The organism is Bacillus sp. FJAT-45350, from assembly GCF_002335805.1.
GTDB lineage: Bacteria > Bacillota > Bacilli > Bacillales > NISU01 > FJAT-45350.
On record NZ_NISU01000001.1, the window covers coordinates 538,343 to 551,329 of the forward strand.

Consider the following 12,987-nt stretch of genomic DNA (forward strand, 5'->3'; position numbering starts at 1 on the left):
TCTGTGCTGGAAGGAGGGAAATATACGATGAACAACATTATCCGTGAAATTACACAAGAACAACTTAAATCGGATCTTCCATCATTCCGTCCTGGAGACACTTTAGTTATTCATGTTAAAGTTGTTGAGGGAACTCGTGAGCGTATTCAGCTTTTCGAGGGCGTTGTAATCAAACGTCGTGGATCTGGAGTTAGTGAGACTTTTACAGCTCGTAAAATCTCATACGGTGTAGGTGTTGAACGTACATTCCCATTACATTCACCGAAAATCGCTAAGATTGAAGTGAAACGTCGCGGTAAAGTACGTCGTGCGAAACTTTACTATCTACGTGCATTACGTGGTAAAGCGGCTCGTATTAAAGAAATTCGATAGTATTCAAAAAAGGAAGGAGCTTGATATTCAAGCTCCTTTTTTGAAATTTACGAGAAAGTTTTTAAATGGTGTATTTGGATTGGAAGTCTATTTTAGATGTTTTCTTTATGGTAATAAATTGATGAATAAAGTAAAATAAGGTTATCTAACGTTTTTTTATAGTAAAATTTAGTACTTTAGGTTTTGGAGGAGACGTTGTTATGACGACAAGGGGAAAAAGCGAAATAGTAGAATGGACCAAAGCCATTGTAATTGCTTTATTATTAGCTGTAGTTATCCGTTATTTTTTATTTGCGCCTATAGTAGTAGAAGGGCAATCAATGATGCCGACTTTACATCATAGTGATAGAATGATTGTCAATAAAATTGGGTATACCATAGGAAAGCCAAAGAGGTTTGATATCATTGTTTTCCATGCTACTGAAGAAAAAGATTATATCAAACGTGTAATTGGTCTCCCAGGAGATACGATTGAATACAAAGACGATGTTCTATTTATTAATGGTGAAGCGGTTGAAGAGCCATACTTAGATCATTTAAAAGCTGATCTTGAAACGAACGATTTTTTAACATATGATTTTACTTTAGAACAAGTGGCAGATCAATCAGTAGTGCCAGAAGGACATGTGTTTGTACTTGGGGATAACAGAAGACATAGCCTAGATAGTCGAGATATTGGCTTCGTAGAGTACGAAGATGTGATTGGTAAAGCTAACATGATTTATTGGCCAGTGTCAGATATTCGTTTTGCAAAGTAGGTGAAGAAATGACGATTCAATGGTTTCCTGGACATATGGCGAAAGCCAGACGAGAAGTAACAGAAAAGCTTAAGCTTATTGATGTTGTCATTGAGCTTCTTGATGCAAGAGTACCTCTTTCTTCAAGGAACCCAATGATTGATGAAATTGTAGCACATAAACCAAGATTAATTTTATTAAATAAGGCTGACTTAGCCGATCCTAAAATGACCGATAAATGGACTTCATACTTCCGTAAACAAGATGTTGTCGTATTACCAATTGATTCTCAGTCAGGTAAGGGTGTAGAGAAAATACCTGGAGCATGTAAAGAACTAGCTCATGCATTATTTGAGAAGTGGAAATCAAAAGGTATGAAACCAAGAGCAATACGAGCGATGATACTTGGAATTCCTAACGTTGGTAAATCAACATTAATCAACCGTCTAGCGGTGAAAAAGATCGCTAAAACAGGCGACCGACCGGGTGTTACGAAAAAGCAGCAATGGATAAAGGTCGGTAAGGAATTGGAGCTTTTAGATACACCAGGGATTTTATGGCCGAAGTTTGAAGATCAACAGATTGGCTATCGTTTGGCAGCGACAGGGGCAATTAAGGATGAGCTCTTAGATTTTCAGGACATTGCTTTATTTGTTTTGAATTTTATGAAGGATCATTATCCTGAAACGATTCAACAACGATATAAATTAGAGGAAGTTCCTGATGAAGGACTCGCGCTGTTTGATGAGATTGGGAAGAAAAGGGGATGTCTCTTACCTGGGGGCTACATAGATTATGATAAAGCAGCTGAGATTATTCTACGGGAACTTCGCTCAGGTACATTAGGAAGAATTACATTAGAGCAAACTCCGTCGAATTCTTAGGATGAAATATAAAAGGCATACGTATGATTGCGTATGCCTTTTATATTTCAACTTAAAACTGTTGTTGTTCAAGCCGATATAATACATAAATTGATACGGGAGAGAGACATGAAGAGATTAGCTATAAGACAAATTGAAGATTTACTGTTTGGTAGTAAAACTGTTGAACAGTCAACTTTGGATGAGATTAAACATGATGAAAGAAAAGGAGTTCAAAAGTTAATAGAACGTTACAATAGAAAAATACAAAAAGAACAAGATTTAAAAGAAGACTTTTACAAAATGATGGTTTATGAAGAAGACTTAAAGATAAAGGGTATTCGGTATATTGCTGGCATTGATGAAGTGGGTAGAGGTCCTCTAGCTGGACCTGTAGTTAGTAGTGCAGTTATACTTCCTACAGATTTTTACTTACCTGGGCTAACTGATTCAAAAAAATTACCGAAAGACAAAAGGGATGAATTCTACTCAATTATAATTAAAGAAGCAATTGCCTTTCATGTGAGTATTGTTCCGGCAACTGTAATTGATGAAGTTAATATCTATCAAGCTACGAAACGATCTATGCTAGAAGCTGTTAATGGTTTAGACATTCAACCAGAGCATTTACTAATAGATGCTATGGAATTAAAGGTTTTACTTCCTCAAACGTCACTTATAAAAGGGGACCAAAAAAGTGTATCCATTGCGGCTAGTTCTGTTGTTGCAAAAGTTACACGTGATAGGTATATGGAAAGATTAGGGGAGATACATCCACACTATGGTTTTGAAAAACATATGGGTTATGGAACGAAAGAGCACCTAGAAGCAATTGATAAATATGGTGTAATTGATGAGCATCGTCGGTCCTTTGCCCCAATAAGAGAAAGTATTGCTACTGCTAAATAGGAGGGGAGTACGGTGTTTCAAACGAATATAACGACTGGTAATACAGGGAGTGTTTCTAACAATAACCAAGTTCGCTCCATACGTTTAAAACCAGGCGAAGTTTTTCAAGGTAGAGTGATAAAGTTATTTCCAAATAATATTGCAGCTTTGCAACTTGCTGGGATGAACCTAACAGCAAGACTTGAAGCTGCATTAACTGCTCAACAAACATATTGGTTTGAGGTCCAACAAAGTACAGGAATTCCGAAGTTAAAGGTACTTGATGATAACTTATTTAGACAAAGAGATTCTCAATCTACTCCTAACAACCAACCGCAATCTACACAACAAGTATTACAACAGTTAGGGTTACAGCAAACAAAAGCGAATGAATTATTAATTAGACATTTTGCTTCTGAACAAGTTCCGTTTACAAAAGAAAAAATTACAAAGGGAGCAGAGTTACTTAAGCAAACTGGGCAACTTAATAGAGAGGGAATGCAAGTACTTCAACAGATAATGCAGCGTAATTTGCCACTAACTTCAGAGGTTTTTCATGCGATACGTGCAGTTCAATCTAGTGAATCTATTTCTAATCAGCTAACACAATTACTATCGGATATGAATCGTATCGGGGGAGCTGATGAAAAGTCAAAGCAAATACTTGATTCACTTAATTCTTTAAATCGTGGGACAGTAATTCCTTCTAGCCCTTCATCAATAGGCAATCTTTTGACGATGCTTTCAACAAGTCAACTGTCAGAAGAGAGAGAGGGCTCATTTCAATTACTCCAAAAAATCGGGGTTGTTCCTCAACAAGCTTCGAGAAGTGAATTTTACGAACAATTTAAAACAGCGATTCTTAACCCTGCTAATCGTCCAGTCCTTGAACAACTTTGGCCTTTTCTTTCAAATAATCAAACAGGTGGTATGAGGTTAGAAACATTAGATGCGAAAACCTTGTTTGATTTATTAGTACCCCGTTTAAATCTAACGGATGGTAAAGATGGACAAGAAAGGTTACAACAATTTCTGACTTTGATCTCATCGCAAAAAACAGAAAAGCAATCCGTTCAGTCGTTACAATCGCTAATGAGAAGTCCTGAGCAACTATCACAGCAAGAGAGAAATATGTTAAGTCAACTTGTCCAACAATCCTTTACGAATGAATCTACTGCTAATAGTGAACGTTCGAACCTTGGTAATCAGCTTTCAAGAATTGTCCAAAGCATGGGCTTCCAACAAGAACAAGAAATTATGAGGTTACTCCAAGGAAACCAGCAACAACCTAAAGAGGTACTCCAACTTGAAAGGTTCAAATCCTTGTTAATTCAAACCCAACAACTTGATTTACCATCAAATGTAAAAGAGCGAGCAGAATCAATCATACACCGAATAACAGGGCAACAGTTAATCGCAAGTGAAAACAGTGGTCCTTTACATCAATTAGCTGTTCAAGTTCCTTTACATTTAGCTGGTCATCAAACAGATTTGACAATGCAATGGGAAGGAAGAAAAACTAAAGAGGGAAAAATTGATTCGGAACACTGTCGAATATTATTTTATCTACATTTAGAAAACCTTGAAGAAACGATTGTAGATGTTCAAATTCAAAAGAGAATAGTTTCTATACATGTTTTTAATGAACACCCTAGACCAAACTTTCTTATTGAAAGTTTACAACCGTTGTTAAAAAAACAATTAGAAAAGTTTGAATATCAATTGTTGTCAGTAAAATGGAAAGAGATTAAGGAATCAACAAAGCATCAACAAATGACGCAGCCCAAAAATGCATATAATCAACAAGGATTTTATCAAGGAGTTGATGTTCGAGTATGACGGAAAAAAAACAAGCAATTGCATTAAGCTATAATGAAGAGCAGGATAATGCTCCAAAAGTGATAGGTAAAGGAAAAGGATTTATTGCAGATGAAATCATTAAAAGAGCTGAAGAAAATGATATACCGATACAACAGGACTCTTCACTTGTAGAAATACTAGGTCAATTAGAAATTAACGAAACCATTCCAACTGAACTTTATGAAGTTGTTGCAGAGATTTTTGCCTTTATCTATCGTGTAGACCGAAATGTAGCAAAATAAAATAGAAATATTACCAAGTAGTCAGTTCGTTTGTTAGTGTGTCCAAAGCTGGACATACTAACAAACAATGAACTGGCTTTTTAATTATTAATGACCAGTTCATTATTTATTAGTTTTATTGTAAGGGGTGTTATTATGACGATGAAAAATTTACTTCTAGTCCCTGAGTCTGAGGCATTTGTTGAGCAATATAAAGAAGAAATTGCTAGTGAGTTTGGTATTTATCGTTCAACTCAGGAAATTGATGCAATGAGTAAAGATATGACAAAAGCATTATTAAAGAAGAAAGAAAAGGATGCAAAGGAGGATACCAAGTGAAAAAAAAACGTGAATTCGAACCAAACCCAGAAACACCGTTAGATAATTGGGATGAAAATGTAGACCCTGCCCAAATGTCAGGTGACCATTGGGTAGAGGAAGAAAATGCTCCGTTGCAAGAATTTTTTGATACGAAAGACTGTAATGTTGTAGAAGAAAAAATGTCTGATCCTGCAGCGATGTTTCAACATCCAAGTATCAATGTAACATACGGAAATGATTCATTTACTGGAACTGCTCCAAAAGATAGCAGAGAAAAAAGAAAATAGAGTAAAGTTAAACTTAGCCTTGTTAAGAGATGTATCTTAACAAGGCTATATTTACATAAAAAAACACAAAGTTGGTAAAAAGGTGTAGAAAAAAGTGGATTATGAACATTTTATGAAATATTAATGGTCTTTTTTTTGCCAATCTATTCACCTTTAGCCATTTAAGTGGTATCCTATTAAAGGATATTATTTGGAGGGAAAATTCGAAAAAATTTTTGAAATAAAAAAAGGATTTTGCCAAATGATATCGAATAGTAGTGAAAGACATGCAATTAAACCTGTCTATTTATAAATTTTTTTAGAAGTGTTTTTTTATTGCATGAAATTTGCATCGAATTGATAGGAGGATGGAGAGAGAATGAATATCCACGAGTATCAAGGAAAAGATCTACTTCGTAAATATGGAGTAGCTGTTCCAAATGGTAAAGTAGCTTTTTCAGTAGAAGAAGCAGTAGAAGCAGCAAAAGAGTTAGGCTCAGAGGTTTGTGTTGTTAAAGCGCAAATTCATGCTGGTGGACGTGGAAAAGCTGGTGGCGTAAAAGTTGCTAAAAATCTTGACGAGGTTCGTACATACGCTGATGAGATTTTAGGTAAAACACTAGTTACACACCAAACTGGTCCTGAAGGTAAAGAGGTAAAGCGCTTACTTGTTGAAGAAGGATGCGACATTAAAAAGGAATACTATGTAGGTCTTGTTCTTGACCGCGCAACTTCACGTGTTGTTATGATGGCATCTGAAGAAGGTGGTACAGAGATTGAAGAGGTTGCAGAAGCAACTCCTGAAAAAATCTTCAAAGAAGTTATTGATCCTGCAGTAGGTCTTACTGGGTTCCAAGCTCGTAGACTAGCGTTCAATATCAACTTACCAAAAGAATTAGTTGGCCAAGCAGTTAAGTTCATGATGGGTCTTTACAAAGTATTCAGCGAAAAAGATTGTTCAATCGCTGAAATTAACCCACTTGTAACTACTGGTGATGGTAAGGTTATGGCTCTTGATGCGAAATTGAACTTTGATTCAAACGCTCTATATCGCCAAAAGGATATTCTTGAGTATCGTGATCTTGAAGAAGAAGATACAAAAGAAATCGAAGCTTCAAAATATGACTTAAGTTATATCGCGTTAGACGGAAACATCGGTTGTATGGTTAATGGTGCTGGTCTTGCTATGGCAACAATGGACATCATTAAACATTACAGTGGTGACCCAGCTAACTTCCTAGATGTAGGTGGCGGTGCGACGGCTGAAAAGGTTACTGAAGCATTCAAAATTATCCTATCTGATGAAAACGTTAAAGGTATCTTCGTTAACATCTTTGGTGGAATCATGAAGTGTGATATCATCGCTGAAGGTGTTGTTGAAGCAACGAAACAAGTTGGCTTAGAGTTACCACTTGTTGTTCGCTTAGAAGGAACGAACGTTGATTTAGGTAAAAAGATTCTTGAAGAATCTGGTTTAAATATAACGTCAGCTGACTCAATGGCAGATGGCGCACAAAAAATCGTATCTCTAGTGAAATAGAAAGGCGGGACGTGGAGAATGAGTATCCTGATTAATAAAGATACAAAAGTAATTGTACAAGGGATTACTGGAGCTACAGGACTATTCCATACGCAACAAGCTGTAGAATACGGTACACAAATTGTTGGTGGAGTAACTCCTGGTAAAGGTGGTACAGAAATAGAAGGAATTCCTGTATTTGATACAGTAGAGCAAGCGGTTAAGGCAACTGGAGCTAACGCTTCTGTGGTATACGTACCACCTGCATTCGCAGCTGATGCTATTATGGAAGCAACTGATGCAGAGCTTGATTTAGTTATTTGTATTACTGAAGGAATTCCTGTTCTTGACATGACAAATGTTAAGCGCTATATGGAAGGTAAGAAAACTCGTTTAGTTGGACCAAACTGCCCAGGTGTTATCACTCCTGATGAATGTAAAATTGGTATCATGCCAGGATACATTCATAAAAAAGGTCATGTTGGTGTAGTTTCACGTTCTGGTACTCTAACGTATGAAGCTGTACATCAATTATCAACTGAAGGTATTGGTCAGTCTACTGCTGTTGGTATTGGTGGAGACCCTGTAAATGGAACTGACTTTATCGATGTTCTTAACCTTTTCAACGAAGATCCAGACACTTATGCTGTAATTATGATAGGTGAAATCGGTGGAACTGCTGAAGAGGAAGCTGCTGAGTGGATAAAGGCTAACATGAAGAAGCCAGTAGTTGGATTTATCGGTGGACAAACTGCTCCTCCAGGGAAACGTATGGGCCATGCTGGTGCAATCATTTCTGGTGGTAAAGGTACTGCTGCAGAAAAGATTAAGACATTAGAAAGTTGTGGCGTTAAAGTTGCTCCAACACCTTCAGTAATGGGTGAAACATTAATTTCTGTGTTAAAAGAGCAAAGTTTATTAGAAAAATGTACTACTCATAAGTAAGATGAAGAGGCTCCCTACTTAGGGGGCTTTTTCATAAATTATAATATCTGAAAATTCAGTTAAAATGAGGTGATTTTATTAGTGTTAAAATTATTAACGAAAGGTTGATACTAATTCATCATTGTCGTGGAGTAGGTTGGAAAACAATAAATGCCTTTTTCTGTTTTGATCCTTCGCTTTCTTCTATATTTAAAATGACTGTTAAAGATCTAGTTACCACTTTTCGAATGCGGGAAGAATACGCCTCTTTATTTTATGAAGACTTACACTCAACCATTATTTCTACTATCCTTCAAGAATATGATAAGCATAAAATCAAAACAGTAACTGTGTTAGATGATGATTATCCTAAGTTACTTAAAGAAATTTATGACCCGCCATGGGTGCTATATAGCATTGGTGATCTTTCGATTGCAAATAGAATTGGGTTAGCGGTAGTTGGAACTAGGTTTCCTACTAAGAATGGACTTTATAGCCTTGAAAAGATTGTTGTTCCACTTATCAAGCAAGGATGGGTTGTTACAAGTGGTTTAGCTTTAGGTATTGATACACATGCCCATACACTCGCTTGCACACATAATGGGAAAACTATTGCAATTCTTGGAGCTGGATTTTATCACATTTATCCTAAAGAAAACAAATCATTAGCAAGAGAACTCGCTACAAATCATTTATTATTATCCGAATTTCCCCCTTTCAAACGACCTCAAAAATGGCATTTCCCGTTACGGAATCGAATTATTAGTGGACTTAGTATTGGAACTCTAGTTGTAGAGGCTAAGGAAAAAAGTGGGGCACTCATTACAGCTGATCAAGCATTGGAACAGGGGAGGGAAGTGTTTTCAATTCCTGGTTCCATATTAGAGAATAATTCGATTGGAACGAATCATTTAATCCAACAAGGAGCAAAGTTAGTTTTAACATATGAAGATATTTTACTAGGTTATTCGTAAAGAGGGAGTAAAACTATTATAAATTGTCTATTCTGTAGTTATTGTAATATATATTTTAAAAAATATGTTTAATCTAGTTTTTTTATATAGTTAACCGTATAAAGATAACATAAAACCTATAAAATTTAGTTTTTTATAAAAAAGGAACTGAATACCCCTAGTACTATGAATTAGTTAATTTACAAAAAAAAAAATAAAGTGGCATTTAGGCTGAAATTTATCCTTCTTTCATCCTAAATAATTAAGTAATGTTTGACAAATGATAAAATTGTGATTAATAATAGGGAAGATTTTAAAAATACTCTCATGGGGGAGGAAACATATATGGCTGATTATTTAGTAATCGTTGAATCTCCCGCTAAAGCAAAGACGATTGGTAAATATCTAGGAAAAAAATATACGGTTAAAGCATCAATGGGACATGTTCGAGATCTGCCGAAAAGTCAAATGGGAGTGGATGTAGAACAGGAATTTAATCCAAAGTATATTACAATTCGTGGGAAAGGTCCGGTTCTAAAAGAATTAAAAACAGCAGCAAAAAAGGTTAAAAAAGTGTATCTCGCAGCTGACCCGGATCGTGAAGGGGAAGCAATTGCGTGGCACTTAGCGCATAGCTTAAATATTGATGAGACTTCTGAATGTCGAGTTGTTTTTAATGAAATTACCAAACAAGCAATTAAGGACGCTTTTAAAGAACCACGTAAAATAAATATGGATTTAGTAGATGCCCAACAAGCTAGACGTATACTAGATCGACTTGTAGGTTATAACATTAGCCCATTATTATGGAAGAAAGTAAAAAAGGGGTTAAGTGCAGGTCGAGTACAATCTGTAGCGGTGAAAATGATTATGGAACGTGAAAAGGAAATTAAAGCTTTTATTCCTGAAGAATATTGGAGTATACAAGCTTCATTATCTCTAGAGGATGAGGCGTTTGAAGCGAAATTCTATGGGGTAGATGGAAAGAAAGTTGAGTTATCATCTGAACAGGAAGTTAATGAAGTTTTAAGTAAATTAAAAGAGGATTCTTTTATTGTAGAATCAGTTAAAAAGAAAGAACGTAAAAGAAATCCAGTTGCACCATTTACGACTTCATCATTACAACAGGAAGCAGCGCGCAAGTTGAATTTTCGTGCTAAGAAAACAATGATGATTGCCCAGCAATTATATGAAGGTATTGATATAGGGAAAGAAGGTACGGTTGGTTTAATTACATACATGCGTACTGACTCTACTCGTATTTCTGATACAGCAAAAGAAGAAACGAAAAGTTACATCGAAGAAAATTACGGTAAAGAGTATACGCGTCAAGGAACAAGAGTTGTTAAGCAGGATAAAAAATCACAGGATGCTCATGAAGCAATCCGTCCAACATCGGTTTATTATGACCCAAAAACAATTAAAAGCTATTTATCTAGAGATCAATTAAGACTGTATAAATTAATCTGGGAACGGTTAGTTGCTAGTGAAATGGCACCTGCTATTATGGATACAATGACAGTTGATATTAATAATGAAGGTGTAATATTCAGAGCGACAGGTTCTAAAGTTAAGTTTGCTGGTTTTATGAAAGTTTATATTGAAGGAAATGATGACGGTAAAAAAGAAGAAGACCGCTTGTTGCCGAATCTTGAAGAAGGAAATAAAGTGATACAAAATAGCATTGAACCTAATCAACACTTTACGCAACCACCACCAAGATATACTGAAGCAAGACTCGTCAAAACTATGGAAGAGATCGGAATAGGTCGTCCATCTACTTATGCACCTACATTAGACACAATTCAAAGAAGAGGCTATGTTGCTCTTGAGGAAAAACGGTTTGTCCCAACAGAATTAGGTGAAATCGTTTTAGAGCTAATTGTAGAATTTTTCCCTGAAATTCTTGACGTTGAGTTCACAGCTAAGATGGAGAACGATTTAGACTCTATTGAAGAAGGACAACAAAATTGGGTAGGAATTATAGACCACTTCTATACAAATTTTGAAAAGCGTTTAAAAGTTGCAGAAGAACAAATGGAAGAAGTAGAAATAAAGGATGAACCTGCTGGAGAAGATTGTGAAAAGTGCGGACATGAAATGGTTTATAAAATGGGGCGCTATGGGAAGTTTATGGCATGTTCTAATTTTCCAGAATGTCGAAATACTAAGGCTATTGTTAAAGATATTGGCGTTAAATGCCCAACGTGTAAGGAAGGGAATATCGTTGAGCGAAAAAGTAAAAAGCGTCGTACTTTTTATGGGTGTGACAGATTCCCTGAATGTGAGTTTGTATCGTGGGATAAACCTATTGCAAGACCATGTCCGAAATGTGAAAAGATGCTTGTAGAAAAGAAAACGAAAAAAGGTGTGCACGTACAGTGTGTATCTTGTGATTATAAAGAAGAAACAAATTAACAATTCGTGAAAGTTAAGTAAATTTAATTGATTGAAACATTATTCTAGTATATGATGTTAGAGGTTTGATGAAAGGCGATGGAGGGAATACGATTGCAAAAAACACATGTTAATGTCATCGGGGCAGGTCTTGCAGGAAGTGAAGCTGCATGGCAGATTGCCGAAAGAGGCATTCCAGTCAATTTATACGAAATGAGACCTGTTAGACAAACGGCGGCTCATCATACAGATAAATTTGCAGAATTAGTATGTAGTAATTCTTTAAGGGCAAATACGTTAACTAACGCAGTAGGCGTCTTAAAAGAAGAAATGAGACAATTAGACTCAGTTATCATTAAAGCTGCTGATAACTGTTCAGTGCCTGCAGGTGGTGCTCTAGCAGTAGACAGACACGAATTTAGTCAGATGGTAACAGAATCAGTTAAGAATCATCCATTAGTGACAGTTATTAATGAAGAGATAACATCAATACCAGAGGGAATTACAGTAGTAGCCTCAGGACCTCTAACATCAGAAGCGTTATCTTCAGAGCTAAAAAGGTTAACTGGTCAAGATTATTTTTATTTCTATGATGCTGCTGCTCCAATTATTGAAACTGAATCAATTGATCGTTCTAAGGTTTATTTAAAGTCTCGTTATGATAAAGGTGAAGCGGCTTATTTAAATTGCCCAATGACAGAAGAGGAATTTGACCGATTCTATGATGCTTTAGTATCAGCGGAAACTGTACCGTTAAAGGAATTTGAAAAAGAAATCTTTTTTGAAGGGTGTATGCCGATTGAAGTTTTGGCTAAAAGAGGAAAGAAAACGATGCTTTTCGGACCGATGAAGCCAGTAGGGCTTGAAGAACCAAAGACTGGGAAGAGACCATACGCGGTAGTGCAACTACGACAGGATAATCAATCGGGAACATTATACAACATTGTTGGCTTTCAAACTCATTTGAAATGGGGCCCTCAAAAGGAAGTTCTTCAATTAATTCCAGGACTTGAAAACGCAGAAATAGTTCGTTATGGTGTAATGCACCGTAATACGTTTATAAATTCACCGACACTACTGAAAACAACCTACCAATATAGAGAAAATGAAACTCTCTTTTTTGCAGGACAAATTACAGGAGTTGAAGGATATGTGGAATCGGCTGCTTCGGGTCTAATTGCTGGTATTAATGCAGCGAGGTTAGCCCAAGAACAAGAGGTTGTTTCATTTCCTCCAGAAACTATTATTGGTAGTATGTCTGAATATATTACGACAGCAAATTCTAAGAATTTCCAACCGATGAATGCTAATTTTGGTTTAGTGCCACCTTTAGAAGAACGTATTCGTAATAAGAAAGAACGTTATGAAAAGTTAGCTGAGCGAGCATTACAATCAATTCAGAATTTTATGAATAAATTGTAAATTTGTTGTCATGTGTTCAGATGTGTGGTAAGATTTAATGGCTTTGTTAAGGTAGTATGGTTAATGAAAACTTAAAACTAGTATAATTTTAAAAAGAATGTTTAATTTATACAGTTATGACTAAACGCAGACATTGATCACTTACTGTCATTTATGAAGCAGCAGTTTCATCGAAAGCTTAGCTGCTGTTTCTTATGCCTTCATATATGTTTATGTATATATACGCTACTCTACATACCAGTTC

13 protein-coding genes are annotated in these 12,987 nt (G+C 36.0%); all 13 read left to right on the forward strand.

Annotated elements, in window-relative coordinates; genetic code table 11:
- Positions 1–27 precede the first annotated feature (27 nt).
- Positions 28–372 (forward strand): 50S ribosomal protein L19, encoded by a 345-nt coding sequence (gene rplS / locus CD003_RS02660; protein ID WP_096199340.1) that lies wholly within the window; start codon positions 28–30, stop codon positions 370–372.
- 200 nt (positions 373–572) lie between these two features.
- On the forward strand, positions 573–1,130 hold the full coding sequence (lepB, locus tag CD003_RS02665) for a signal peptidase I (RefSeq protein ID WP_096199341.1): 558 nt from the start codon (positions 573–575) through the stop codon (positions 1,128–1,130).
- A gap of 8 nt (positions 1,131–1,138) precedes the next feature.
- Positions 1,139–1,993: a ribosome biogenesis GTPase YlqF gene (gene ylqF / locus CD003_RS02670; RefSeq protein WP_096199342.1), complete on the forward strand. Its 855-nt coding sequence runs from the start codon at positions 1,139–1,141 to the stop codon at positions 1,991–1,993.
- 108 nt (positions 1,994–2,101) lie between these two features.
- On the forward strand, positions 2,102–2,881 hold the full coding sequence (locus CD003_RS02675; RefSeq protein ID WP_096199343.1) for a ribonuclease HII: 780 nt from the start codon (positions 2,102–2,104) through the stop codon (positions 2,879–2,881).
- A 12-nt stretch (positions 2,882–2,893) separates the two neighbouring features.
- Positions 2,894–4,699, forward strand: coding sequence for a hypothetical protein (locus tag CD003_RS02680; protein ID WP_096199344.1), 1,806 nt, complete (start codon positions 2,894–2,896; stop codon positions 4,697–4,699).
- On the forward strand, positions 4,696–4,962 hold the full coding sequence (locus tag CD003_RS02685) for an EscU/YscU/HrcU family type III secretion system export apparatus switch protein (protein ID WP_096199345.1): 267 nt from the start codon (positions 4,696–4,698) through the stop codon (positions 4,960–4,962). The genes CD003_RS02680 and CD003_RS02685 overlap by 4 nt, the downstream gene beginning before the upstream one ends.
- Before the next feature lie 135 nt (positions 4,963–5,097).
- Positions 5,098–5,280, forward strand: a complete 183-nt coding sequence (locus tag CD003_RS02690) for a small, acid-soluble spore protein, alpha/beta type (RefSeq protein WP_096199346.1) — start codon at positions 5,098–5,100, stop codon at positions 5,278–5,280.
- Positions 5,277–5,549 carry a DUF3905 domain-containing protein gene (locus CD003_RS02695; RefSeq protein ID WP_096199347.1) on the forward strand — a complete coding sequence of 91 codons (273 nt, stop codon included), beginning with the start codon at positions 5,277–5,279 and terminating at the stop codon, positions 5,547–5,549. Before CD003_RS02690 ends, CD003_RS02695 begins: the two co-directional genes overlap by 4 nt.
- A 358-nt stretch (positions 5,550–5,907) precedes the next feature.
- On the forward strand, positions 5,908–7,068 hold the full coding sequence (sucC, locus tag CD003_RS02700) for an ADP-forming succinate--CoA ligase subunit beta (RefSeq protein WP_096199348.1): 1,161 nt from the start codon (positions 5,908–5,910) through the stop codon (positions 7,066–7,068).
- An 18-nt stretch (positions 7,069–7,086) separates the two neighbouring features.
- Positions 7,087–7,992 (forward strand): succinate--CoA ligase subunit alpha, encoded by a 906-nt coding sequence (sucD, locus tag CD003_RS02705; protein ID WP_096199349.1) that lies wholly within the window; start codon positions 7,087–7,089, stop codon positions 7,990–7,992.
- Positions 7,993–8,096: 104 nt separating this feature from the next.
- Positions 8,097–8,945: a DNA-processing protein DprA gene (gene dprA / locus CD003_RS02710; protein ID WP_257008148.1), complete on the forward strand. Its 849-nt coding sequence runs from the start codon at positions 8,097–8,099 to the stop codon at positions 8,943–8,945.
- Between the two features lie 324 nt (positions 8,946–9,269).
- Positions 9,270–11,342: a type I DNA topoisomerase gene (topA, locus tag CD003_RS02715; RefSeq protein ID WP_096199351.1), complete on the forward strand. Its 2,073-nt coding sequence runs from the start codon at positions 9,270–9,272 to the stop codon at positions 11,340–11,342.
- A 78-nt stretch (positions 11,343–11,420) separates the two neighbouring features.
- Complete coding sequence (gene trmFO / locus CD003_RS02720) at positions 11,421–12,743, forward strand: FADH(2)-oxidizing methylenetetrahydrofolate--tRNA-(uracil(54)-C(5))-methyltransferase TrmFO (RefSeq protein ID WP_096199352.1); 1,323 nt, start codon at positions 11,421–11,423, stop codon at positions 12,741–12,743.
- Positions 12,744–12,987: the final 244 nt, after the last annotated feature.

Bases quoted from the DNA above. Each gene is read 5' to 3' on its own strand.
- rplS (WP_096199340.1), top strand. From the start codon at position 28: ATGAACAACATTATCCGTGAAATTACACAAGAACAACTTAAATCGGAT.
- lepB (WP_096199341.1), top strand. From the start codon at position 573: ATGACGACAAGGGGAAAAAGCGAAATAGTAGAATGGACCAAAGCCATT.
- ylqF (WP_096199342.1), top strand. From the start codon at position 1,139: ATGACGATTCAATGGTTTCCTGGACATATGGCGAAAGCCAGACGAGAA.
- CD003_RS02675 (WP_096199343.1), top strand. From the start codon at position 2,102: ATGAAGAGATTAGCTATAAGACAAATTGAAGATTTACTGTTTGGTAGT.
- CD003_RS02685 (WP_096199345.1), top strand. From the start codon at position 4,696: ATGACGGAAAAAAAACAAGCAATTGCATTAAGCTATAATGAAGAGCAG.
- CD003_RS02690 (WP_096199346.1), top strand. From the start codon at position 5,098: ATGACGATGAAAAATTTACTTCTAGTCCCTGAGTCTGAGGCATTTGTT.
- sucC (WP_096199348.1), top strand. From the start codon at position 5,908: ATGAATATCCACGAGTATCAAGGAAAAGATCTACTTCGTAAATATGGA.
- sucD (WP_096199349.1), top strand. From the start codon at position 7,087: ATGAGTATCCTGATTAATAAAGATACAAAAGTAATTGTACAAGGGATT.
- topA (WP_096199351.1), top strand. From the start codon at position 9,270: ATGGCTGATTATTTAGTAATCGTTGAATCTCCCGCTAAAGCAAAGACG.
- trmFO (WP_096199352.1), top strand. From the start codon at position 11,421: ATGGAGGGAATACGATTGCAAAAAACACATGTTAATGTCATCGGGGCA.